The sequence below is a fragment of the Pantoea piersonii genome, from assembly GCF_003612015.1.
GTDB classification, from domain to species: Bacteria; Pseudomonadota; Gammaproteobacteria; order Enterobacterales; family Enterobacteriaceae; genus Pantoea; species Pantoea piersonii.
In genome coordinates, this window is the sequence record NZ_RARB01000001.1 from 423,015 (window position 1) to 447,293 (window position 24,279).

At 60.0% G+C, this 24,279-nt stretch carries 18 protein-coding genes; 10 read left to right on the plus strand and 8 right to left on the minus strand.

The window, feature by feature from the left end; translation table 11 throughout:
- Positions 1 to 9: 9 nt before the first annotated feature.
- A complete protein-coding gene (locus D7S44_RS02115) occupies positions 10 to 1,614 on the minus strand; it encodes an inorganic phosphate transporter (protein WP_120451588.1) in 1,605 nt (534 codons plus the stop codon).
- Positions 1,615 to 1,779: 165 nt separating this feature from the next.
- Here D7S44_RS02115 and D7S44_RS02120 point away from each other — a divergent pair, with 165 nt between their 5' ends.
- Positions 1,780 to 2,805, plus strand: a complete 1,026-nt coding sequence (locus tag D7S44_RS02120; RefSeq protein WP_120451590.1) for a transporter — start codon at positions 1,780 to 1,782, stop codon at positions 2,803 to 2,805.
- Positions 2,806 to 2,882: 77 nt separating this feature from the next.
- Here D7S44_RS02120 and D7S44_RS02125 read toward each other — a convergent pair whose 3' ends face one another.
- The 3 genes from D7S44_RS02125 to D7S44_RS02135 all read right to left on the minus strand — a co-directional run bounded on the left by D7S44_RS02125 (position 2,883) and on the right by D7S44_RS02135 (position 6,863).
- On the minus strand, positions 2,883 to 3,518 hold the full coding sequence (locus D7S44_RS02125; protein WP_120452837.1) for a DUF2268 domain-containing putative Zn-dependent protease: 636 nt from the start codon (positions 3,516 to 3,518) through the stop codon (positions 2,883 to 2,885).
- Positions 3,519 to 3,765: 247 nt separating this feature from the next.
- Positions 3,766 to 4,863, minus strand: coding sequence for a L,D-transpeptidase family protein (locus tag D7S44_RS02130; RefSeq protein ID WP_120451593.1), 1,098 nt, complete (start codon positions 4,861 to 4,863; stop codon positions 3,766 to 3,768).
- 185 nt (positions 4,864 to 5,048) lie between these two features.
- A complete protein-coding gene (locus D7S44_RS02135; RefSeq protein WP_120451595.1) occupies positions 5,049 to 6,863 on the minus strand; it encodes a glycoside hydrolase family 15 protein in 1,815 nt (604 codons plus the stop codon).
- Positions 6,864 to 6,980: 117 nt separating this feature from the next.
- On the opposite strand from D7S44_RS02135, the gene D7S44_RS02140 reads away from it, so the two are divergent.
- Complete coding sequence (locus D7S44_RS02140) at positions 6,981 to 7,763, plus strand: SDR family oxidoreductase (protein WP_120451597.1); 783 nt, start codon at positions 6,981 to 6,983, stop codon at positions 7,761 to 7,763.
- Here D7S44_RS02140 and D7S44_RS02145 read toward each other — a convergent pair.
- Positions 7,760 to 8,335, minus strand: coding sequence for a DedA family protein (locus D7S44_RS02145; RefSeq protein WP_120451598.1), 576 nt, complete (start codon positions 8,333 to 8,335; stop codon positions 7,760 to 7,762). The two genes, D7S44_RS02140 and D7S44_RS02145, sit on opposite strands and share 4 nt — an antisense overlap.
- Positions 8,336 to 8,544: 209 nt before the next feature.
- Between D7S44_RS02145 and D7S44_RS02150 the strand changes: the two genes are divergently transcribed.
- From D7S44_RS02150 to D7S44_RS02160, 3 genes are all read left to right on the plus strand, one after another.
- A complete protein-coding gene (locus tag D7S44_RS02150) occupies positions 8,545 to 9,132 on the plus strand; it encodes a Yip1 family protein (RefSeq protein WP_120452839.1) in 588 nt (195 codons plus the stop codon).
- 226 nt (positions 9,133 to 9,358) lie between these two features.
- Positions 9,359 to 10,306, plus strand: a complete 948-nt coding sequence (gene pbpG / locus D7S44_RS02155; RefSeq protein WP_120451600.1) for a D-alanyl-D-alanine endopeptidase — start codon at positions 9,359 to 9,361, stop codon at positions 10,304 to 10,306.
- Between the two features lie 146 nt (positions 10,307 to 10,452).
- Positions 10,453 to 12,891 (plus strand): DUF3772 domain-containing protein, encoded by a 2,439-nt coding sequence (locus D7S44_RS02160; RefSeq protein WP_120451602.1) that lies wholly within the window; start codon positions 10,453 to 10,455, stop codon positions 12,889 to 12,891.
- A gap of 162 nt (positions 12,892 to 13,053) precedes the next feature.
- Here the strand turns inward: D7S44_RS02160 and dld are convergent, their stop codons facing one another.
- Positions 13,054 to 14,766, minus strand: coding sequence for a D-lactate dehydrogenase (dld, locus tag D7S44_RS02165; protein ID WP_120451604.1), 1,713 nt, complete (start codon positions 14,764 to 14,766; stop codon positions 13,054 to 13,056).
- Positions 14,767 to 14,922: 156 nt separating this feature from the next.
- Here dld and bglX point away from each other — a divergent pair, with 156 nt between their 5' ends.
- Positions 14,923 to 17,220, plus strand: a complete 2,298-nt coding sequence (bglX, locus tag D7S44_RS02170; RefSeq protein ID WP_120451606.1) for a beta-glucosidase BglX — start codon at positions 14,923 to 14,925, stop codon at positions 17,218 to 17,220.
- A gap of 72 nt (positions 17,221 to 17,292) precedes the next feature.
- Positions 17,293 to 18,165 carry an oxygenase MpaB family protein gene (locus tag D7S44_RS02175; RefSeq protein ID WP_120451608.1) on the plus strand — a complete coding sequence of 291 codons (873 nt, stop codon included), beginning with the start codon at positions 17,293 to 17,295 and terminating at the stop codon, positions 18,163 to 18,165.
- Between the two features lie 85 nt (positions 18,166 to 18,250).
- Here D7S44_RS02175 and D7S44_RS02180 read toward each other — a convergent pair whose 3' ends face one another.
- Complete coding sequence (locus D7S44_RS02180) at positions 18,251 to 18,544, minus strand: hypothetical protein (protein WP_179256402.1); 294 nt, start codon at positions 18,542 to 18,544, stop codon at positions 18,251 to 18,253.
- Positions 18,545 to 18,806: 262 nt separating this feature from the next.
- Between D7S44_RS02180 and D7S44_RS02185 the strand changes: the two genes are divergently transcribed.
- The 3 genes from D7S44_RS02185 (at position 18,807) to idi (ending at position 22,629) form a co-directional block, all read left to right on the plus strand.
- Positions 18,807 to 19,916 carry a suppressor of fused domain protein gene (locus D7S44_RS02185; RefSeq protein WP_120451611.1) on the plus strand — a complete coding sequence of 370 codons (1,110 nt, stop codon included), beginning with the start codon at positions 18,807 to 18,809 and terminating at the stop codon, positions 19,914 to 19,916.
- Between the two features lie 164 nt (positions 19,917 to 20,080).
- Positions 20,081 to 21,976 (plus strand): methyl-accepting chemotaxis protein, encoded by a 1,896-nt coding sequence (locus D7S44_RS02190; protein ID WP_120451614.1) that lies wholly within the window; start codon positions 20,081 to 20,083, stop codon positions 21,974 to 21,976.
- Positions 21,977 to 22,095: 119 nt separating this feature from the next.
- Positions 22,096 to 22,629: an isopentenyl-diphosphate Delta-isomerase gene (gene idi / locus D7S44_RS02195; RefSeq protein WP_120451616.1), complete on the plus strand. Its 534-nt coding sequence runs from the start codon at positions 22,096 to 22,098 to the stop codon at positions 22,627 to 22,629.
- Positions 22,630 to 22,719: 90 nt separating this feature from the next.
- Here idi and D7S44_RS02200 read toward each other — a convergent pair whose 3' ends face one another.
- Entirely contained in the window at positions 22,720 to 24,195 is a 1,476-nt protein-coding gene (locus D7S44_RS02200; protein WP_120451618.1) for an MFS transporter, read from the minus strand.
- Positions 24,196 to 24,279 lie beyond the last annotated feature (84 nt).

A 24,279-nucleotide genomic window follows, 5' to 3' on the forward strand; every position in this document is an offset into this window, starting at 1 on the left:
CGTTAGCGATCAGAAGCGTGAAAAGAGCGCGTAAAGCCCGGCTGCCAGCAGGATGGAGACCGGCAGGGTCAGTATCCATGCCATCGCCAGATTGCGCAGCGTAGCGAGCTGCAGGCCGGAGCGGTTGGCCGCCATACTGCCCGCCACGCCGGACGAGAGCACATGGGTGGTGGAGACCGGCAGGCCGAAGCTGTCCGCCGCGCCGATGGTCGCCATCGCCACCAGTTCCGCGCTGGCGCCCTGGGCGTAGTTAAGGTGGGTTTTGCCGATGCGTTCGCCGACGGTTACCACGATACGACGCCAGCCCACCATGGTGCCAAGGCCGAGCGCAATTGCCACCACCACCTTGACCCACATTGGAATAAAGCGCGTGGCGCTGTCCAGTTCATGCTTAATCGCCGTCAGATTGCGCTGCGTCTCTTCCGGCATCGCCACCTTGTTGGTCTGAATATGCTTGATCGATTCCGAGGTCAGGTACATCTGATTACGGGTGTTGGAAACCGCCTGCGCCGGAATATTCTCCATTGAGCCGTAGCGGCGGATCTGCTCGCTGATATCTCCCAGCGTCAGCGCCAGCGCGGGCAGCACGTTGGGGTTCAGCTGATTAGTGCGCACATAGTCGGTCAGCACGTCACGCGCCACCGGCGGACGAGCACTGGCGGGCTGCAGCTGCAGCAGCTGGTTTTCCGTGACCTGCGCCAGCGCCGCCACGCGCGGAATTTGCTCCGGCGGCAGCGAGCGGTTCAGCGCATAGGCGATCGGCATGGTGCCCACCAGAATCAGCATGATCAGACCCATGCCTTTCTGTCCATCGTTGGAGCCATGCGCGAACGAGACGCCGGTACAGGTGAGGATCAGCAGGCCGCGGATCCAGATCGGCGGCGGCTCGCTGCTTTTCGGCGCTTCATAAAGATCGCGGTTGCGGATAAACGCCTTCATCGCCAGCAGCAGCAGCGCCGCGCAGAAAAAACCCACCAGCGGCGACAGGAGCAACGAATAGCCGATCTTAATCGCCTGGTCCCAGTCCACGCCGCTCATGCCGCTGCGGCCGTGCAGCAGCGCATTAGCAACGCCGACGCCGATAATCGAGCCGATCAGCGTATGGGAAGAGGAGGAGGGCAGGCCAAGATACCAGGTGCCCAGGTTCCAGATAATGGCGGAGAAGAGCAGCGCGTAAATCATGGCGAAGCCGCCGCCGCTGCCCGCCTGTAAAATCAACTCTACCGGCAGCAGCGAGATGATGCCGAACGCGACCACGCCGCTGGAAAGCAGCACGCCGAGAAAGTTGCACAGACCTGACCAGACCACCGCCACGCCAGGCGTCAGCGAATGGGTATAGATCACCGTTGCCACGGCGTTGGCGGTATCGTGAAAGCCGTTGACGAACTCAAACCCCAGCGCGATCACCAGCGCCAGCCCCAGCAGAAAGAAGGGGACGTAGCTGGTAACTGGCGTATCGGTCTCCTGCACGTCGCTGAACAGGTTGAATCCGGCAAAGGAGAGCCCGGCGATCAGCAGAATAAGAAACAGCGGCTTTGAAAAACGGTTGCGTTTGCCAGTGAGATTTGGACGCCCGCCAACCGATGGGGATGACGATAAGCTATTTTCGCTCATAAACACCTCGGTAAAAGATTGCGGGCGCGCCCTGTCCGCACCCATTACTGGCAGGGATACGCGCTTTATATGACAGAACAATGATGTTGCGCGGCCGCTGTCATTGTTCTGTCATCACTCTGCATCAGTCTGTGGATCTGGTCCGCTCTTACATTTATCCCGTCCATGGTTTCAGACCTCTTGCTTGCGCCTAATAAATCCGATTTTGACGACGAGGTGGCCGGTTTAATTCACGGTTACCTGATCTCTCCAGACGCGCCACCCCGCCGCCTGAACGCGCGCGAAGCGGTGCTGGCCGGAGAGAATCCGCGCCGCGACGGCGAGTTTCTCTGGCTGCATATCAATCTCAATCACGCCCGCGCCCAGCACTGGGTTCAGAGCCACTTTCAGGTTGATGAAGATTTCTTTGAAGAGATTCATTCGGCCTCGTCGCGCACCCGGCTGGCGGAGCAGGGCGAAGCGCTGCTGGCGATCCTGAATGACGTTACCTTTAGCCAGGAGGAGCACAGCGCGCAGAACGCCACGCTCTGGATCTGGTGCCGTCGCCAGCTGCTGGTTAGCGCGCGCTATCGCCAGGTCGGCATGATCGAACGTATGCATCAGCAACTGCAGTCGTGCGCCTTCCGCAATGCGGAAGAGATGCTGCTCAGCCTGCTGGGCGAGCAGGAGCGCCAGCTGGAGCAGGTGGTGCGGCGCACCAGCCTCGCCGTGGATGCGATTGAAGAGCGGCTGCTCAGTCCGGCGATCAAAGCGAACCGCAGCGAGCTTGGGCATCTGCGCCGTATGCTGTTGCGCATCCAGCGCCTGCTGGCGCCGGAGCCCGCCGCGCTGTTTCGCCTGCTTAATCGTCCGCCCGTCTGGCTCAACCTGGATACCCTGCGCGAGCTGCGCGCCTTTACCGAAGAGTTCAGCGTGGTGCTTAACGATCTCGCCAGCCTGATGGAGCGCATCAGGCTGTTGCAGGAGGAGATCGCCGCGCGTCTGATGGAGCACAGCAACCGCACGCTGTTTCTGTTAACCATGATGACCGTGCTGGCGCTGCCGATTAACATTGTTGCCGGCTTCTTCGGCATGAACGTCGGCGGCATTCCGCTCTCGGGCAATCCGCACGGCTTTCTGATTCTGGTGCTGGTGGTGCTGGCCTTTACCATCGTGGCGGGCTGGCTGGCGTTGCGGCGGCCGGGGAAGTAGGGTGGAAGAGGCGGCGGCCTGGTTATTGCCCGGGAAATGCAATCATGATTCAGGCGATGCCTTCACCTGTTTCTGCCTTAACTAAATGCCCTGAACTCCTCTGCGCTTATATGCGCAAGCATTGAGGCCCGTAGATGCGGGGTCGCGTCAAGGTATCTGGAAACGAGGTTGAACCCGGCGGTATAGCCAAGCCATCGTGGCCAATAACGGGTTCCGAAAAACCACGCATTATGGTCGTAATCCGTGCGATGCCAGTTTTCGCAAAGGTATAGAAGATGAGGCTGTATTTCGTCTGAACGGAGGCTTTCCCAGGGTTCAGGTTCTCCGCCAAAAAGCTCGAGGGAAAAATGGCCGGCGAGCCCTTCAGATACCGTTACTTCACCAAGAGTAGAACCGTATCCTGGCCCGCCCCACCTTGCTGCATGATGCAGTTCATGAGCAAACATGCGTTCCAGAGAATGAGCGTTGTTTTTACAGAAGGCGGGATTTTCAGGATCAACCGTCACGTACACCACACTCTGCTCAGGGCAATATCCCAGATGCCCTTTTTCCGGGATGACATGGACTCCCGCTTTTACCACAACATCCAGAGAGGGGAGCGGCATCACTCGTTTGGCCTGGTCGTAAGTCTCATTCAGGCAGAAATTGAGCCATTCACAGTGAGCGGTGAGTTTCTTCTGCGCATTTAGAATATGAAGGGTCATTTGAGACATTACAGGGATACCTAAAGCTGTTAGTGAATAAGCGCATACTAACAGAGAGATCACTCGACACCGCCATACTGCAATGCGGCATCGTCAAGTCCGCCTCTGTCGCAGGTCAAAAGTCACTTTTAAAAAGCTGTACCCGAATGTGGTGAGCCAACAGAACCAGGAAGGCAAAATGCTCTTACCTTCCCGCCAGCCCACCAATAAAAAAGCCCGCACAGGCGGGCTTTTTCAATTTCACAGTTAACAGCCTTTACGAAGGGTTATTTACTGGGGCCGGAGCGGGGGCAGCGGCTGGCTGCGCCTGCTGCGCGGCATCAGGATTGGCAACGCTGGCGCCCTGCGGCGTAACCGGCGTCATCGGCTCCTCTTTAGGCTGTGCGTTCGGCGCTTCCGGCACTTCGGTCGGCGCAGTCTGCACGCTGTCAGCAACGCCGTTCACTTTAGTCGGCATACCGGTACGATTCTGAATCGCCGCGTTGACCTGATCCTGGCTGACGCTGGCGTCAGTGATCACTTTGGTCACCGCAGAGGTCAGGGTAATCGGCACCACTTCGCGTGAGTTAAACTGCTCTTCGGTAGTGGAGAGCGGGTTATGCACCTCTACATAGCGCGAACCATCCGGCTCCACCGTTGCTTTGACCGGCTGATCGATAAACTGCACGCGCGTGCCGACCGGCACGTTGTCGAACAGCCATTTGATATCGTCGGCGCGCAGACGTACGCAGCCGTGGCTGACGCGCAGGCCAATACCGAAGTTGGCGTTGGTGCCGTGAATGGCGTAGAGACGACCGATATAGAGCGCGTAGAGGCCCATCGGGTTGTCCGGACCGGCCGGGAACACTTCCGGCAGATTCTCGCCGCGCGAGGCGTACTCAGCATGCATCGCTTTGGTCGGCGTCCAGGTCGGACCCGCTTTCTTGCGCTGCACCGTGGTGGTCCAGTTAACCGGCGTATCTTTGCCTAATTCGCCGATGCCGATCGGCAGAACCACAACGGTTTTAGTGCCTTTCGGATAGTAGTAGAGACGCATTTCCGCGCTGTTGATCACGATGCCTTCGCGCGGGGCGTCAGGCAGGATCAGCTGCTGCGGAACGATCATCTTTTTGCCTGCCTGCGGCAGGTAGACATCCATGCCCGGATTGGCTTCCAGCATATTGCTGAGGCCCATCTGGTACTGCGCCGCAAAAGCTTCCAGCGGCAGCTTGTTGTCCTGAGGGACGGTAATCTCAATATTTTGCCCAATCAGACGGCTGTTGGCGGCTGGTAAGGGGTAAACCACAGCGAAGGCGGACTGGCTGAATGCTGCCAGCGCCAGAGCCATTGAAGCAAACGCGCGAATCATTTTCATATTTTACAAGTCGTTATGGCCTGTTAGCAGGCTTGTCAGTTTATCGAACCCGTACCGGTCAGCGTGGCCGGCTGCACATTATATGGGCATTGTTTCGATGTTGTGAATCAGGATTTTAGCAGCCATCGCAGACTTTAGGTAACCGACTGTGTTATTGGGCCTCCTTGCCCTGATAAGGGAGCCGGTCAGGGCTGCCATAAGGTCACTTCGCCGCTCAGTTTGCGATTGAGAAAAAAGGCGGCGCTGATCAGGGCCAGATGGGTCAGCGCCTGCGGCATATTGCCCAGCGCGCGGCCGTGATTGTCGAACTCCTCGGCATATAATCCCAGCGGATTGGCGTAGCTCAGCAGTTTCTCGAACTCGAAATGCGCCTCGTGGATGCGTCCGGCGCGCGCCAGACATTCTACATACCAGAACGAACAGGCGGCGAAAGAGCCTTCCGAGCCGGTCAGGCCGTCGGCGGGCGTCTCATCAATGTTGTAGCGGCGCACCATACCGTCGCTTACCAGCTCGCGCTTGATGGCGTCGAGCGTCGCCAGCCATTCCGGATCGGTGGCGCCGACGAAGCGCACCAGCGGCATCAGCAGCATAGAGGCGTCAAGATGGTTGCCGTGACGCGTCGAAACGAAGTGGCCGCGTTCGGCGTTCCAGAAGTTTTGCCAGATATCGGCGCGGATCTCGCTGCGCGCCTTATCCCATCGCGCATAGGGCATCGGCAGCGAACGTTTCATGCCAAGGCGCAGCGCACGATCCAGCGCCACCCAGCACATCAGCCGCGAGTGAAGAAAGTGCTCCGGCTCGCCGCGCATTTCCCAGATACCGGCATCGGGCTGGTTCCAGCTTTCGCTCACCATATCGATCATCTGCGCAACGTGTTGCCAGCCGCGTTCTGAGATCGCTTCGCCATACTTATTCGCCAGATAGACCGCATCCATTAGCTCGCCGTAAATATCGAGCTGCGTCTGCTGCCAGGCGTCGTTGCCGATGCGTACCGGCCGCGAGTCGGCGTAGCCGGAGAGGTTAAGCAGTTCGATCTCATGCAGTTCGATGCCGCTGTCGAGACGATACATCACCTGCAGACGCATCTCGTCGTGGTGGCTGTTCTCGACGCAGCGGCCAACCCAGCGGGTAAAGTTTTTCGCTTCGTCCACATAGCCGAGGCGCATCAGCGCATACATGCTGAACGAGGCGTCGCGTATCCAGGAGGCGCGATAGTCCCAGTTGCGCACGCCGCCCAGCTCTTCCGGCAGGCCAAAGGTGGCGGCGGCGGCGATAGAGCCGTGCTGGCTGGAGGTGAGCAGCTTCAGCGCCAGCGCCGAGCGCTGCACCATCTCCTGCCAGCGTCCGTTGTAGTTGCTTTTTTTACTCCAGCTTCGCCAGTAATTGATGGTTCCTTCGAAGCAGGTTTCAGTGTCGACGGCGTTAACGCGCTCATCTTCCTGATTGCCGAATTCAAACTCGACGTGCTCGCCCGACTTGAGTTCAAAATGCGCCGTGGCGGCGTGCGCTTCGCAGGTCAGCGGTACCGTGGCGGCGAGGCGCAGCGTGGGCTGGTTCTCCGCGTAAAAGTCGATGCAGTCGCCTTCTGCCTGCGCGCGGGTTTTGGCACGCGCATAGTCATGACGCGGCGCGCAGCGCATCCTGAACCAGGCGGTGCCACGCACCATCTTGACCCGTCGAATCAGGCGCGGCAGCTTTTTCGCGTCGTCGCAGATCGGCATATAGTCGGTGATTTCCGCGACGCCCTCCGCGCCCAGCCAGCGCGTCTGAAGAATATTGGTGTCTGGCAGATAGAGCTGCTGCCGACGCACATTTTTCCACTCCGGCGCCAGCGAAAAGAGTCCCGCGTCGTCGCTGTCGAGCAGCGCGGCGAATACCGACGGGCTGTCGAGCGCAGGCCAGCAGAGATAGTCGATGGTGCCGTCGTTCGCCACCAGCGCACAGGTGCGCAGATCGCCAATGATGCCGTGATCTTCAATCGGGCGTTTTATTTTGCTCATCCTCATCTCCGTAGCGGGCACTCTTTTAACTATAGACAAAGCGGCATCAGGGCCGCGGCTGGACATAACGGGATTGCTTCTATACTTCACCTTACCCGACATCCTGAGGAAGCAACCATGACCACATCAGAGAATAAAGTCGCCGTCGTCACCGCATCTGACTCCGGCATCGGCCGCGCCAGCGCGCTGATGCTGGCGGAGCAGGGCTACGATCTCGGCATCACCTGGCGTTCCGATGAGGAGGGCGCGAAAGAGACCGCGCGTCTGGTGCGTGAAAGAGGCCGTCGCGCCGAAATCATTCACCTCGATCTGGCCGATCCGCAGGAGGGCGGCCGTTCGCTTTCAGAGCTGATCTCCCGACTTGGCCGTATTGACGCGCTGGTGAATAACGCAGGCGCGAACGCCAAATCTGAATTCCTTGATACCCCGTTTGAGGAGTGGCGCAAGGTGTTCAATGTCGACGTCGATGGCGCCTTTGTCTGCGGCCAAATTGCCGCGCGCAAAATGGTGGAGCAGGGCGCTGGCGGACGCATCATCAATATCACCTCGGTGCATGAGCACACGCCGCTGCCCAACGCCGTCGCCTACACGGCGGCGAAGCACGCCATGGGCGGCCTGACCAAATCGATGGCCATTAGCCTGATTAAACACAATATTCTGGTGAACTCCGTGGCGCCCGGCGCTATTGCCACCCCGATGAACAATATGGGCGACGGCGATGCGCAGAGGGTTAAAACGCCGGAGATTCCCATTGGACGCCCTGGCGACGTGCGCGAGATCGCCAGCCTTGTGGCCTGGCTCTGCTCGGAGTGGGCCAGCTATACCACCGGACAATCCTTTATCGTCGATGGCGGTTTTATGCTGGCCAATCCGCAGTTTTACGGCGGGAAAGATATCTAACCGGCGCGGCGGTTGTTCCAGCGGCGGATCACCCAGCGCAGCGCGAAAGCGAAGACGACCGCCGCAACCAGCCACAGAACATGTTTCAGGTGCTGATCGAGCTTGTGCAGCCAGGGGGCGATGACGCCGCCGGCAAAGTAACCCAGGGCGACGAAGATTGTCGCCCAGATCGCGGCGCCGATAATATTCAGCACCAGAAATTTCAGCGGCTTCAGGTGGCTGGCACCGATAATAATCGGGCCGATGATGCGAAAGCCGTACATAAAGCGTACGCCGATAACAAACAGGCTGGGATGACGCTGGATCAGCCGGTTAGCCTTGACGACCTTGTCCTGATGCTTCTTCAGCTTACGCAAAATTTTCGTGCCATAGCGACGGCCAATCCAGTAGAGCAGCTCATCGCCAATCACGCCGCCCGCCATGGCCGCCAGCACCACGCCGACAAAGTTCAGTAATCCCTCATGCGCCGCCACGCCGCCCAGCAGAGTAAAGGTTTCGCCTTCGGCGATACAGCCGATAAGCAGCGCCAGATAGCCATACTGCGTAATTAATCCGTTGATATCGAAATGCAAAAGTAAACTCCCTGTTCTGTCCGCGGTTAATACATTCTATACCGCTTCGGCCGATCATTCCGGCTGGCTTAGGCCACAGCGACTATTTTTTGTCGATTAACCGCCTGCTGGCTACAAAAGCAGCAACGCCGTTTATACTTGAGGTGATGCTGCCTGAGGGGTCAGCGACGTGGATTCTGGGCAGCCTGTCGCATCTGCGAGGTGATTATATGAACCATGTCTGGGGTCTTATGGCGCATCCCGATCGGGAAATGCGCGATATCAAGCAAGAAAATGAGAGCGTTTCGCACCATTACACCCACCACGTTCTGCTGATGGCGGCGATCCCGGTGATCTGCGCCTTTATCGGCACAACGCAGCTGGGCTGGAACCTGGGCGAAGGGCGCTTTGTTCAGCTAAACCTGTTGACCGGGATTGCGCTCGGCATCCTGTTTTATCTGCTTATTCTGGGCGGCGTAGCGGTAATGGGCCGCGTCATTCACTGGATGGCGCGCGACTATCCGCAGCGGCCCAGCATGCAGCGCTGTACGGTATTCGCCGGCTATGTCGCCACGCCGCTCTTTTTAAGCGGCATCGTGGCGCTCTATCCGCTGGTCTGGCTCTGCGTGCTGATTGGCGCGCTGGCGCTGGTGTACACCGGCTATCTGCTTTATATCGGCATTCCGCTGTTCCTCAATATCGACCGTGACGAAAGTCTGCGCTTCTCCGGCTCGACGCTGGCGATCGGCGTGCTGGTATTTGAGGTGCTGCTGGCGCTGACCGTGGTGCTGTGGGGTTACGGGCCGCGACTGTTCTAAATCAGCGTCAAATCAAGCCGGTAAGGGAATGATTTGACTTAAACCGCATAACGTCCTGCGACAGCGCTGTCGCAGGACGTTTTTTTTAACGCTCAGAAACATTCTCACCAGGAAATTTCTTACGCTTCCGCGTATTATGCTGCTGCCAGCCCCCGCGTGGTCGGCTCTGCGGCGGGCGGCCTGTGTACAACACGGCGTAATATTTTAATCGGTACTTTTTTATAAGATGCCTGTAACCATTCGCTATTCACTGCTTTCGCTGGCGCTGCTGTTCGGTGGCCAGGCGGCTATTGCGCCCGCGCAGGCGGCTACGTCTCTTTCTCAGCTCGCGCCGGTCGCCGAGCCGCAAATCGCCTCGGGCAGCGCAATGATCGTCGACCTTAATACCGGTAAGGTGCTTTTCTCCAGCCATCCCGATCGCGTTCGGCCTATCGCCTCTATCACCAAGCTGATGACGGTGATGGTGGCGCTCGATGCGAAGCAGTCGCTGGATGAGCGAATTTCGGTGGATATCAGCCATACGCCAGAGATGCGCGGCGTCTTTTCCCGCGTCAAACTCAACAGCGAAATCAGCCGCCGCAATATGATGCTGCTGGCGCTGATGTCCTCAGAGAACCGCGCGGCGGCCAGCCTGGCGCATCACTATCCCGGCGGCTACGACGCCTTTATCCGCGCCATGAACGCCAAAGCGCGTGCGCTGGGCATGACGCATACGCGCTACGTCGAGCCGACCGGCCTGTCGATTCATAACGTCTCCAGCGCGGAAGACCTGGTTAAGCTGCTGCGCGCGACGCGTGACTATCCGCTGCTGGGCCAGCTGAGCACAACCAAAGAAGAGACCGCGGTCTTCACCCACCCGAGCTATGCGCTGCCGTTCCGCAACACCAACCATCTGATCTATAAAAATGACTGGCGCATTCAGCTGACCAAAACCGGCTATACCGATGAGGCGGGTCACTGCCTGGCGATGCGCACCCTGATCAATAACCGGCCGGTGGCGCTGGTGGTGCTGGATGCGTTCGGCAAATATACCCATTTCGCCGACGCTAACCGCCTGCGCGACTGGCTGCTGACCGGCAAGGCTGCGCCAGTGCCAGCGGCGGCGCTGGCCTATAAGAAACAGAAAGCCGGGCAGGTGGCGAGCAACGCCCGCAGCGGCAGCGCGGTGGAATAAGCCTTACCGGCGTCCGCCTGCGCGGACGCCGAAACCCGGCTCGACGAGAACGGCCAGCATTCCTATAGTTTCCCGGTGCGCCTGGCCCTACACTACGCGCGAACGCGATGGTCGATCGCCTGAATTTGTGCTGGAACCCCACTCTTATGTTTAAGTTACGCTCCTTTTTCGCGCTGTTGATGCTGCTGGCGGTGGCCCTGTTCCCCGCCCGGAGCCAGGCAGACGATGATGCGGCCGATGCCGCGCAACAAACCGACGTCGCGGCTAAAGTGAACGCGGCGGTTGAACTGCCGAAAATGCAGAAAGTTCTCGACAAGATCAAAGGTCAGGTGTCGGGACAGACCAATGAAAACCAGCTGACACAGCTCAACGAGATGGCGCTGGAGCTGTCGGGCAGCGCCGATACGCTCGCTCAGGCGCTCCAGCCGCAGCGTCAGCAGCTCGACGCGCAGCTGGCGGTGCTGGGCCCTGCGCCCAAAGCGGACAGCGGCGTAAAAGAGACGCCGGAAGTCACCCGCAAACGCAGCTCGCTGGAGAGCCAGAAGGGCAAGCTGGACGATCAGATTAAGCAGGCGGATGGCATTAAAAACAGCGCGCTGATGCTCTCGTCGCAGATCACCAACCTGCGCCGCGATCTGATGAAAACCCAGCTGGCGCTCAACTCCGGCAGTATTTTCGGGCCGCGCTTCTGGGCACCGCTGTTTGTGAAACAGGATCTTGATAACGAGAAGATCAACGACTTCCTGCAGGATTTAAAAGATACCGCCGCGCTGTCGTGGGAGCCGGGCTACCGTTTCGGCACCGTCGCCTGGCTGCTGGCGGCGATGCTGGTGATGACGCTGGGGCGTCGCTACGGCGAAGAGTTTCTTGCCTGGATCAGCATTCACAAGATGCCGGAAGGGCGGCTGCGCCGCAGCTTCCTCGCGGCGACCATCGCGCTGACCACGCTGGCGGCGGTGGTGTTGACCTTTAACTTCACCGCGCTGGCGTTCGCGCGCCGCGATGAAGTCTCCGGCGACGTGCAGGATTTTGTGGTCAGCCTGGTGAAGCTCAGCGTCTTCTGCGGCCTTATCGCCGGTCTGGGACGCGCCTTTCTCTCCACGCGTCGGCCAAGCTGGCGTCTGCCTGCCATCTCCAGTGAAGTGGCGATGGCGCTGAAGCCGTTCCCGCCGATTACCGCCGCGCTGGTCTTTATTTTCCAGACGGTAGAGAACTTTAACTACACCGTCGGCACCAGCCTGAACACCACTATTTTCGCCAATGGCCTGACGGCGCTGCTGATCGGCAGCACCGCTCTGGCGATCAGCATGCGCACCAACCGCGTGCGCCGCCGCATGGTGCACGAGGGCAACCCGCCGGAAGTGCGCTCCACGCTGGTGGGGCTGATTCAGATGGCGCTGACGCTGACGGCGGTTGCCATTCTGCTGTCGCTGATTATCGGCTATGTGACGCTGGCGCGCTTCCTGAGCTATGAGGTGGTGTGGTGCGGCATTCTGTTTGGCTCCTTCTACTTCCTTAGCCATCTGATTAACGACGGCTGCGAAAACCTCTTTTCCGTTAACAGCCTGACGGGAAGGCGGCTGCAAACGTCGCTGAATATCGACGAGCGCCATCTGCAGCAGGCGGCGACGCTGCTGGCAGCGCTGGGTAAAACCCTGCTGATCGGCTTTGTCGCGCTGGCGCTGCTTAACGGCACCTTCGCCTCGTCGACGCCGATCGAGCTGCTGCAAAAAGCGATTGAGTTCTGGGGCGGTAAGGGGCTGGAGTCGCTGAACATCGTGCCGGCGCACATGGTCAACGCCATTATCTGTCTGGTGGTGGGCATCTATGTGCTGCGCCGGGTGCGCCGCTGGCTCGACAGCGACTTCCTGCCGAAAACCACCATGGACGCCGGCATGCGCGTGTCGCTGGTGACGCTGTTCAGCAATATTGGCTTTGTGCTGGTGATCCTGCTGACGCTCTCGGTTATGGGCCTGCAGTGGAACAAGCTGGCATGGATCGTCAGCGCGCTGTCGGTCGGTATCGGTTTTGGTTTGCAGGAGATTGTGAAGAACTTTATTTCCGGCCTGATCCTGTTGACCGAACGCCCGGTGAAGGTGGGCGATCTGGTGACCATTAGCGGTATCGAAGGCGATATCCGCCGCATCAACGTGCGCGCCACCGAAATCCAGCTTGGCGACAAGTCGACGGTCATCGTGCCGAACTCGCAGTTTATCTCGCAGAACGTGCGTAACGCCACCATGGGCAACGCGCAGGGCGTAGTGACCATCATGCTCACTTTCCCGCTCAATATCGATCCGGTGCGAGTGCGCGAGCTGCTGCTGGAGGTCTATAACGAGAACGAACGCATTCTCGAGACGCCGGAACCCTCGGTCTCCTTTAAGGATCTCACGCCGCAGGGCATCGTGCTGAGCGTTACCGGCAACGTCGCCAGCCAGCGTCAGATTGCGGGCGCGAAAAGCGATCTGCTGTTCGATATCCTGACGCGACTGCGTAAAGAGGGCATCGTACTGTCGACGCCGCAGACCATGATTATTGAGCGTCGCCAGCAAATCGCGGAGCAGGAAGCGGATCCGCTGTCCTGATGGTTTAAGGTTACAGAGCCTGCGAAAGCGCCGGTAGCATGGGCAGAAGAGCAAAGCGACTCGCACCAGAGATGGCGCGAGATGAGCGAGCAAGAATCTCTTAAACGACTTTGCGTTCTGACCATGCTACCGGCGCGAGTAGGCCTGCCATAGCCGCCTGTTTTAAAACTGCTTCACCGCCCAGCCTTTCTGCTTGCTGGTTTTGCCAATGCCCGGATTAAAGGTATTGGTAGGATCGAGCTGACGATAAAAGGCCGCCAGCTGCGGCTTCGCCTGATAGAGATGCCCGACGTTATGCTCCGCCGGATACTCCGCGCCGCGCGCCTCTAAAATCGCCAGCATCTGCTCTTTCAGCGCATGCGCGTCCACCCCTTTTTTCACAATGTAATCCTGATGGAAAACGTGGCAGAAGAAGTGGCCGTAATAGAGACGATGGATCAGCGACTGGGTAATCTCCGGCGGCAGGGTTTCAAACCAGTCGCGATCGTTGCGGCGCAGCGCAATATCGAGCGCCAGGATATCCTCTACCTCGTCGGCGTGCACCGCGTGATAGCGCACCGCCGCGCCTGCTGCGGCAAAACGATGTAAAAAGGCGTGCGCGCCCTCTTTGCCTTCACACTCGAAAAACTCGCCGCCGCCTTCGTGGAAATAATCTTTCAAATACTCGCGCGCTTCCTCGACGCCCGCACCGGACATCTTCAGCAGCAGATGATGCGCATATTTATCCCGGTACTGCTTCATGCGCTTCGGCAGGTGCGCCGGGAACAGGGTGCTAATGCGCTGCAGCAGACGGTCGGTAAAGTGCGGCTTAACGAAGCTCAGCTTCGCCAGCCAGGCGTCGACGCGCCCCTTCAGCGTAAAGAACAGCGGCATTTTGTCGGTGCCGAGCTTGTCGATCATCAGAAACGTATCTTTGCCGTAGACTTCGGCGATGTCATACATATCGCGATGCATATATTCGGCCGCCACCGGCAGCTGGGTAAAGTGGGCCAGAATATGGCGGCGGATATCGCTCAGCACCGCCGGATCGTTGGTGCCGATATAGAACACCTGCTGCTGCGGTTCGCAGGGGAAAGTGTCCAGCCGCACCGCGAATACCGCCAGCTTGCCCGCACAGCCGGATGCCTCAAACAACCGGCGCGCATCGGCATTGAAGCGCGCTGGCGTATCGGCGTCCACGTGACGTACGCGGTCGGCATAGTCGGGATCGGAGGCGTGACGCCCGTCGTGCTGCACATCCTCCGGACGCCAGCGCTCATCATCGAGCCTGCCCAGGATCTCTTCCGGCGACGTGCCGAGAGTGATGCCGAGATGGTTTACCAGCTTCAGCTTGCCTTGCTCATCGACCTGAGCAAACAGCGCCATCTCGCTATAGGCCGGACCGCGCTTGATCAGCGAGCCGCCGGAGTTATTGCAGACGCCGCCCAGCACCGAGGCGCCAATACAGGAGGAGCCGATAACCGAATGCGGCTCGCGATTAAGCGGCTTCAGCGTTTTCTCCAGCTGATAAAGGGTGCTGCCTGGGAAAGCCAGCACCTGCCTGCCGTCATCGATCAGCTGCAGCTTATCGAGACGTCGCGTGCTGATAATCACCACCGGCCGATCGTAGTCGTTGCCGTTGGGCGTCGATCCTTCCGTCAGGCCCGTATTGGCCGCCTGCATCAGAATAATGGCGTCGGCGCTGACCAGGGTTTGCAGCACGCGCCACATCTCCAGTAGCGTACCGGGAAACACCACGGCCAGCGCGTCGCCCTCGCCGGAACGAAAGCCTTTGCGGTAGCGTGCGGTTTGCTCTTTGTCGGTCAGCAGATGAGAGGCGCCAACGTGGCGGCGCAGGTCGGTGAGTAAAGCGGAATGAGACGCTGAGTGGATCATGTGCAACTCCTTGTCATGACATGGCGCCCTTACTGTAGCACGTCAGTGAAAAGCAGGCGGCAGTGTGACGCTAACGGCTACCTGCTATCCTGAACTTGTGGCACACTGCCGCCTGTTTATTCGATATTGCGCAGTCACTTAAGAGAACCCAACCTGATGAAATGGATTTACTCTGTTAGTCTCGCTGTCTCACTCGCTCTGCAACCCGCGCTAGCCGAAGAGCTGACTGGACCCCATCCCATGAACGCCCAGGCGCGCGACGCTTTTGTTAACCAGCTTCTGACCAAAATGACGCTGGACGAAAAAATCGGCCAGCTCAGGCTAATCAGCGTGGGGCCGGACAACCCGAAAGAGGCGATTCGCGACATGATCCAGAAAGGTCAGGTCGGCGCGATTTTCAATACCGTGACGCGCCAGGATATCCGCGCCATGCAGGATCAGGTGATGCAGCTTAGCCGCCTGAAAATTCCGCTCTTTTTTGCTTATGACGTGGTACACGGTCAGCGCACCATCTTTCCTATTCCGCTAGGGCTTGCCGCCAGCTGGGATCTGGATGCGGTAAGCGAAGTCGGGCGCGTCTCTGCTTATGAAGCCGCCGACGACGGCCTGAACATGACCTGGGCACCGATGGTAGACGTCAGCCGCGAACCGCGCTGGGGCCGTATCTCCGAAGGATTCGGCGAAGACACCTGGCTCTCCTCGCAGATGGGCAGCACCATGGTGAAGGCGATGCAGGGCAAAAGCCCCGCCGATCGCTATGCGGTGATGACCAGCGTCAAACACTTCGCCGCCTATGGCGGCATCGAAGGCGGCCGCGACTACAATACCGTCGACATGAGCTCGCAGCGCCTGTTCCAGGACTATCTGCCGCCTTATAAAGCCTCGCTGGATGCCGGCAGCGGCGGCGTAATGGTGGCGCTCAACTCCCTTAACGGCGTGCCCGCCACGGCGGACAGCTGGCTGCTGAAAACGGTGCTGCGCGACGAATGGAAATTCAAGGGCATTACCATCAGCGACCACGGCGCGATTAAAGAGCTGCTCAAGCACGGCGTGGCGAGCGATCCCGAAGATGCGGTGCGCGTCGCCCTGAAGTCGGGCATCGACATGAGCATGAGCGACGAGTACTACAGCAAATATCTGCCGGGCCTGGTGAAGAGCGGGGCGGTCAGCATGGCGGAGATCGACGATGCGGCGCGCCATGTGCTCAATGTGAAATATGATATGGGACTGTTCAACGATCCCTACAGCCATCTCGGTCCCAAAGAGAGCGATCCGCAGGATACCAATGCGGAAAGCCGCCTGCACCGCGCGGAAGCGCGCGACGTGGCGCGCAAAAGCATCGTTCTGCTGAAAAACCGTCTGGAGACGCTGCCGCTGAAGCGCGCCGGCACTATCGCGCTGATTGGCCCGCTGGCGGACAGCCAGCGCGACATTATGGGCAGCTGGTCGGCGGCGGGCGTGGCGAAACAGTCGATTAGCCTGCTGCAGGGCATGCGCAATGCGACCGCGGGCAAAGCGACGCTGCTCTATGCCAAAGGTGCCAACATCAGCGACAACAAAGGTGTCCAGAACTTCCTCAACCTCTATGAGCAGGCGGTCTCGGTTGACGCGCGCACGCCGCAGGCGATGATTGATGAGGCGGTAGAGAAAGCGAAACAGGCGGACGTGGTGGTCGCGGCGGTCGGCGAGGCGCAGGGCATGGCGCACGAGGCCTCCAGCCGCAGCGAGATCTCTATTCCGGCCAGCCAGCAGAAGCTGCTGGCGGCGCTGAAGGCCACCGGCAAGCCGCTGGTGATCGTGCTGATGAATGGCCGACCGCTGACGCTGGTTAACGAAGATCGTATGGCGGATGCGCTGGTGGAAACCTGGTTCAGCGGTACGGAAGGGGGCAACGCTATCGCTGACGTCCTGTTCGGCGACTACAACCCGTCCGGCAAGCTGCCGATCACTTTCCCGCGCTCGGTAGGGCAGATCCCGCTTTACTACAACCATCTGCCGACCGGACGGCCTTACAACTTCGCCAAACCGAACAAATACACCTCGCACTACTATGATACGGTAAACGGCCCGCTCTATCCTTTTGGCTATGGGCTGAGCTACACCCGCTTCAGCGTCTCGCCGGTGAAAATGTCAGCGCCAACGATGCCGCGCAATGGCACGGTTGAGGCGAGCGTCACGGTGACCAACACCGGCGACCGCGACGGGGCGACGGTGGTGCAGATGTACCTGAACGATCCGGTCGCCTCCATCAGTCGTCCGGTACGCGAACTGCGCGGCTTTAAGCGGATTATGCTGAAAGCGGGCGAATCGCAGACGGTGAGCTTCAAGATCGACGTGGATGCGCTGAAGGTCTGGAACCAGCAGATGCAGCAGGTGGCAGAACCCGGTAAGTTCCGGGTGATGATCGGGCTTGACTCTGTACGTACCCAGAACGCGCAGTTCGACTATCTGTAATCATGCGCGATACCCTTCTTCCGGCTTTGCCGTCGGAAGAAGGGGAAGCGTGCCTGAACTGGCCGCACCCTTATGAACAGCATCCGCAACCGTATCCAGAACCAGGTTTTCCGCGTTAACGGCCTGGCGCTTAATGAGTTCGATATTTCACAGCCGCCCGGCGATCCCGGCCTGTTTGGCCCGGACAGCGTCATCTGGCGCGTACACGGCGACTTTCCCTCTATGTTGTGCGGCGGCATCAGCGCTTTGCTGCTGCAGATGCTGCATCCTTCCGCGCTGGCGGGCGTCTGGGATCACTCTAACTTTCGCCAGGATATGCTGGGCCGTCTGCGCCGCACCAGCCAGTTTATCGCCGTCACCACCTTCGGCAACCGCCATGACGCGAACCTGCTGATTGAGCGGGTCAAAAATATTCATCTGCGCGTCAGCGGCGTCGACAATTACGGACAGCCCTATGCCGCCAGCGATCCGCATCTGCTTACCTGGGTGCACGTTGCCGAAACCAGCGCTTTTCTCGCCGCCCATCTGCGCTTTAAAAATCCGCAGCTCAGCCTGGCGGAGCAGGATCGCTATTACCGGGAAGCGGCGCAGATCGCCGAAGCGCTGGGCGCAACAGCAGTGCCGAAAAGCGTCGAGGCGGTGGCGCGCTATCTGCAAGCCATGCGTGGCGAGCTGCGCTACGACGAGCGCACCGCAGAGGTGACCCGACTGCTGCGCGAGGCGCCCGCGCCGGGCTGGCAGGCGAAACCGGCGATGAAAGTCATGTTGAAATCGGGCATGGCGCTGCTGCCAGACTGGGCGCAGCAGATGTCGGGCTATCGTTTCAGCCCGCTGTCGCGCGCGCTGCTCGATGCCGAAATGCGGCTGCTGGCGAAAACGCTGCGCTGGTCGATTACGCGCGGCGCATACCATCGCGCCATGCTGCGTATGGGACGCCAGCCTTAACGGCTTCTTAACGTTTCACCCGCGTTAGCCTGCCTGTCGCAGCGGAGCCGCTTAACTGCCCCGCGCCAGCAAAGGTAATAAAAGGTTAAGTATTAAATTCATCATGCGGCTGGGTGTAGCCGCGCGGCGTGCTCATCTGACGCTGTCGCGCTGCCCGACGCTGCTGGAAGTAGTGCGCCAGCAGGCCGATCCCGGCGCCGATTGCGCCCAGCGACGGCAGACTGAAGTAAAGATCGACAGGCAACAACACCAGCGCCGCCAGGCCCACCACAATCAGCGTCGCCGCCAGCGTAAGCCAGGTATAGCGATAAAGAAGCCAGAGAAAAAGCGCGAGAACCGCTAACTCGCGCCAGGCGAAATCGGGAACGGGCAGCATCATGCGCCTCCGAAAAAAAGGGTAGCCTGACCATAACATGCGGCTGCGTCTCAGAAACGCGAATAGATTTTCACCTGGCAGGCGGGCAATGCTTAAGCATCGTTGAGCATTTCCGCATCGGCCTACGTGGCTCGCTTTACTTTTGCTTACCCTTGCGCAGTCGCGTTGCGCTGACTTTGAGAGTTTTACCCTTGTCTCACATGGCGGCAGTCCGGATCCTGCTCTAATCTCGGGGAAATGGATCCCTAAGCTTTGTCGAGGCGCTATGACTTACCAACCTCTGATTGCTGAGGTCCACAATCAGCAACATACTCTGACGGCGATTGTCGAGCAGGATGCGCGCACCGCTTACTTCTATATCTGGCCGACGGATCTGTTTCGCAGCCAGTACGCGGTGCGCGGCTGCTGGCTGCGCAATCTGCTGCCTGCGCCGGCGCAGGAGGATCGCGCTGCGATGGAGCAGGGCATCGCGCCGCTGCTCAGCGCCGAGTTCTGCCGCACCCTGGAGGCGGAGCCGCCGCTCGATCCCGCAGGCCTGCAGGTGTTATGGGAGCCGAGCGACGACGGCGCGGCGCTGTGGTATTACGGTCAGCTGCTGGCGGTTATTCCTGGCTGGAGCCTCTACCAGGAGAAGCAGGTCAGCTTCTCCTCCGGCTGTATCAAAAAGAACCGGCTTACCGCCCCGCTCGGTTCCGCCTCCACCAACGACTACTACGCGCGCGCGGAACACCAGCGCCAGTTCTGGCGCGACTGGCACGACGGCAACGAGTGGGAGCGGGTGCAGCAGGCGCTGCTGCAGAGCTACCAGACGCAGTTCGGCGAGTCGGTAAAATATTACGCGATCGATCAGGGCAGCTGGCCGCCGATGGCGATCTCCCAGCACTGGCACCGCGGCACATGGTATTTCCTCACGCTCGGCATGAGTATCCGACCCATGCCGCAGGTCGATTACCTGTTCGACGAGCTGGCGCCGCAATATCGCCGTATCGAGCTGGCGATGGCGGTGGATGGCGAGGTGATGACCGAGGGCAACGCGGTGCAGATGGCGAGCGCGCTGGCAGAGTTCGCTCATCTTCCCTGGGCGCGTCTGACCTGGCTGGGCGAGGGCCATACGCTGGCGTCGGAAGTGGCGCCGGTCGGCTTTGACAGCTTCCTGTTGACCAACGCGCTGGCGGATGAGGCCGCGCAGTTTACGCTCTCCAGGCGCGACGGCGATCGGCCTAACCTGCTGTGGGCGACGCCGATCACCGAAGCGGAGCGCCAGTTCGCGCAGGCGAATGAACTGGGCGGCCAGCAGCTAACGGAGCTGCTGATGGCGGCGGGCAATAATCATATTTTCCGCCCGCGCCAGCAGGTGGTAGACAGCGAAATCTGACGTCGACGCGCTGTTAGCGCAGCGCGCCGCATCCCCGTTACTCACTAAATTATCGGCTCTGTCAACGAGTTGTTAAATTTGTGATCTCGCGCGCCTCAAGTTACTCCTGCCCGCGCCGTTAACCCTGATCAGGCAATCGCGCCGTTTCTGCCAGGGGAAAGCAGATGCTAAAAACAACACAATCCCGCTTCACTGCGGTTCTTGTCCTTTTTTTTCTCGTTCTGATGCTTATCACAGTCGTGGTGATTAAACAGTTTATCGCGCCGCAGTTAACCGCTAACCAGAGCCAGCTGGTGCGCGATCAGGTCGACGCGCTGGCGACTGGCATCGTGGAACAGATGAACCGCGTGCAGGCGCAGCAGCGCGCGATTACCGAGGGCGCAGGCGTGATGGAGAGCGCCGCCATTGATCAGCTGCTGCCTGCGCTGGTGAACCAGTATCAGGACAGCAACGTCTTCGGCGGCGGTATCTGGCCACTGCCTAATCGTCGCGATCCGGCAAAAGAGAAAGACAGCAGCTTCTTTGCACGCAACGCCAGCAATCAGCTTCAGGTTAATACCTACTGGAACTCCGACGCCGCCGACAAATACTGGGAACAGCCCTGGTACAAAGATGGCATGGCCGCGCCTAAAGGGCAGTGCGCCTGGGCGAAAGCCTACCAGGACGCCGCCAGCCCGCAGCCGCGCACCAACTGCGCCATGGCGATCTACCGTGACGGCACCGTCTGGGGCGTCGCCACCATCGACGTCACCCTCGGCTTTTTCAACCACCTGGCGAAAGAGATGGGTGACGCCATTCAGGGACGCGTGCTGATTGTCGAAGCTGACGGCAAAGTCGTGGGCAACGCCGCGCTGGTGGACGGTACGCCGAAGCTCGAAAATCTGACCGATCTGCAGCTGCCGATGGCGGCGCCGCTGAAAGGCCTGCTGAGCAGCGCCGGCACGCAGCCGACTGAAACCACCTTTGACGGCGAAGATGGCGAGCATACGCTGTTCCTGCAGTCTATTGCGGGCAGCCCGTGGTATCTGGCCAGCGATGTGCCGACCAGCCTGCTGACCGCGCAGGCGCACAGTATGCTGACGCGTCTCGGCCTGGTGCAGATCCCGCTGGCGGTCATACTGCTGCTGGTGCTGCTGGGCTTTATCCGTTCGATGATGCAGCGCCTCAACGTACTGCATCGCAATATCGACGCGCTGGCGCAGGGCGGGGCCGATCTGACCCAGCGCTTGCCGACCAGCAACAGCCCGGAATTCAACGCCGTGGCGCAGAGCTTTAACAACTTTATCAGCTATCTGCAGGGGCTGATGCGTCAGGTCGGCGACAGCGCGCTGGCGATTACCGCCGCTTCGCGCGAGATCGCCAGCGGCAACGCCAACCTCTCGTCACGCACGGAAGACCAGGCCAGCTCTATCGTCGAAACGGCCGCCTCTATGGAGCAGCTGACCGGTACGGTGCGCCAGAACGCCGACAACGCGACCCATGCCAACCAGCTGGCGGGCAATGCGTCGCAGGTGGCGGCGCGCGGGACGGAAGTGGTGCGTCAGGTGGTGAGCACCATGGGCGAGATCCATCACTCCTCGCGCAAAGTTGTGGATATCATCAGCGTCATCGACAGCATCGCTTTCCAGACCAATATCCTGGCGCTAAACGCCGCGGTGGAAGCGGCGCGAGCAGGGGAGCAGGGGCGTGGCTTCGCGGTGGTCGCCTCGGAGGTACGCAATCTGGCGCAGCGTTCAGCCAACTCGGCGCGCGAAATTAAAAAGCTGATTGAGGAATCAGTGGCTAATATCGACGCGGGCAGCCAGCTGGTCGAACAGGCGGGCGAAACCATGGACGAGCTGATGCAGGGCGTCAGCAGCGTAACGACGCTGATGAGCGAAATCATGTCTGCCAGCCGCGAGCAGAGCATGGGTATCGAGCAGGTCAACGTGGCGATCACCCAGCTTGACGGCACCACGCAGCAGAACGCCGCGCTGGTGGAACAGGTTTCCGCCGCCGCCCAGGCGATGGAGGAGCAGAGCGTCCAGCTGGAACAGGTAGTGCAAAGCTTCCGTCTGTAACCTCTACTCAGGGCTCGCGCAGGCGGGCCCTCTTTTTTTGCGGGGAACCGCACGAATTCACGCGGCATGAAACAGCAGGGATGTGCCAGAATAGCCAGGAGTTATCTTAAGGAACCCTCATGTCTGCTATCGAAGTTATTCTCGTCGATCATCTCGATCGTCCCACCGGTAAAATGGAAAAGCTGGAAGTGCATGAGAAGGGGTTACTGCATCGCGCGGTGACGGTCTACGTATTTAATTCTTCCGGCGAGCTGCTGTTACAGCGCCGCGCCAGCGGCAAATACCACTGCGGGGGACTGTGGAGCAATACCACCTGCGGCCACCCCTGTCCGGCGGAGCCGACCCAGCAGGCGGCGGAACGCCGTTTATTCGAAGAGATGGGGCTGGAACTGTCGCTGACCCCGGTGTTTGAGCTGAGCTACAATCTGCCGCTCAGCAACGGCCTGATCGAGCATGAGTATGGGCATGTTTACTTCGCCGTCAGCGATGACAAACCCACGCCCAATCCGCAGGAGGCGGACGACTGGTGCTATCGCTCCGTCAGTGAGATCCAGCGTGCAATGCTGGAGGAGCCGCAGCAGTTCACGCCCTGGTTTCTCTACACCTTTCCCCGTATTCCCGCCTACCTGAATGCGATGAGTATGCCAGCCTGAATAGCGGCTCGGACCTCTCCCAGACGGTCCTGAGCCGGTAAGCAGAAGAAGAACCGAATCCCGCCGCGGAAAAGAGGCGGGACGCGCGTTTTAACGCTCAGCAAAATCCTCTGCGTCCACATCATAGCCCGACGGCTCCCAGCGTATCGCCAGCAGCGCGAGCAGACCGACCAGCGGCGCAAGGAAAATTACCCAGAAGACGCCAGTACCAAGCGCGGCGACCAGCACCGGAAACAGAAACAGCGAGAGGGTGGAGCTGCCGCGCATCAGCGTCTGATTAAAACCGACGCCGACGCCGCGCAGCGAAGTGGGATAGCTGAGCGAGGCGAAGGTCATGGTATGCGAGCCGGGGCCGAAACCCTGGCCAAACAGGAACAGCGCCAGCATCGCAATAGCGATGCCCGCTTCCAGACCGCCTTCGGGACGACCAGTCAGCGCCAGCCCCAGCAGCGCCACACACTGGCAGGCGTAACCCGCCACCGACATCTTCCATGCGCCAAGACGCGGCACCAGCCGCACCGCCAGCACGCCGCCGACAAAGGCGAACAGCAGATTGAGTGCCAGCGATACCAGAATGGTGGTGAGCATCGACTGGGCGAAAAAGCTGGTGATAATCACCGGCAGGCCAAACGCCACTGCGTTATAGGCGAAGGAAGAGGCGACCGAGGTCAGGGTTGCCAGCAGCGTGCGGCGCAGATAAACGCCCCGCAGCAGCGCGCCGTAGTTGCGCCAGCTGGCGCGGCGCGCAGGCTGGGTCGGCGTTGCCGCCGCATCCTCGGCCACCTGCGCATTGATGTTCCAGCCGCTGCGCAGAATCGCAGCCGCGCCTTTCAGGTCGCCCTGATTCGCCGCCCAGACCGGCGACTCGCTCATATAGCGGCTGCGGATAGCGATAATGATCAGCGCAGGCACCGCGCCGAACCCGAGGATTAAGCGCCACAGCCAGCCGGTGTGGCTCTCCGGCAGCACCCCATAGAGCAGCAGCACCAGCAGGTAAGAGATACTGATCGCCGCATACCAGGTGGGACACCACATCGCCACGCTGGCGGCCTTATTGCCCTGGCCGCGCAGGCGGGAAAACTCGGCGAGGAACGCCATCGCCACTGGCAGATCGATACCGACGCCCAGCCCCATTACGAAGCGCGCGCCGCCCAGCACATACTCATTGGGCGCGAAGGCGCAGGCGAGCGCCGCCACCACGAAAAAGAACATATCCGCCATAAATACGCGATAGCGGCCGATTTTATCGGTGAGATAGCCGCCGATTAACGCGCCGACAATGGCGCCAAAGGTAATGGCGGAGGCGACCATGCCGGTGCCGGTCGGCGTCAGGCTGAACTCGCGCGCTACGTCCTTAATGCCAAACGCCAGCGCGCCGAGATCGTAAGCGTCGAGAAATACGCCGCCCAGCGCGATCGCCACCACGATGCGCGCATTATTGCGCGCGCCGTCGCCGCTGTTGATCAGGCGAGAAACGTCCGCCGCGCTGCGGATCCACTGCGTTTCACCGTCGGGCCGGTTCCCTGTTAACGCCACATGGGCGGAAGATGAAGTGAGATCGGTCATAATGTTGTCTGTGATTATTGTGAGTGAATGGACAGCTTACCGTCCAGACGTCTGGACGTAAATTACTTTGCGTTATAACCGGAC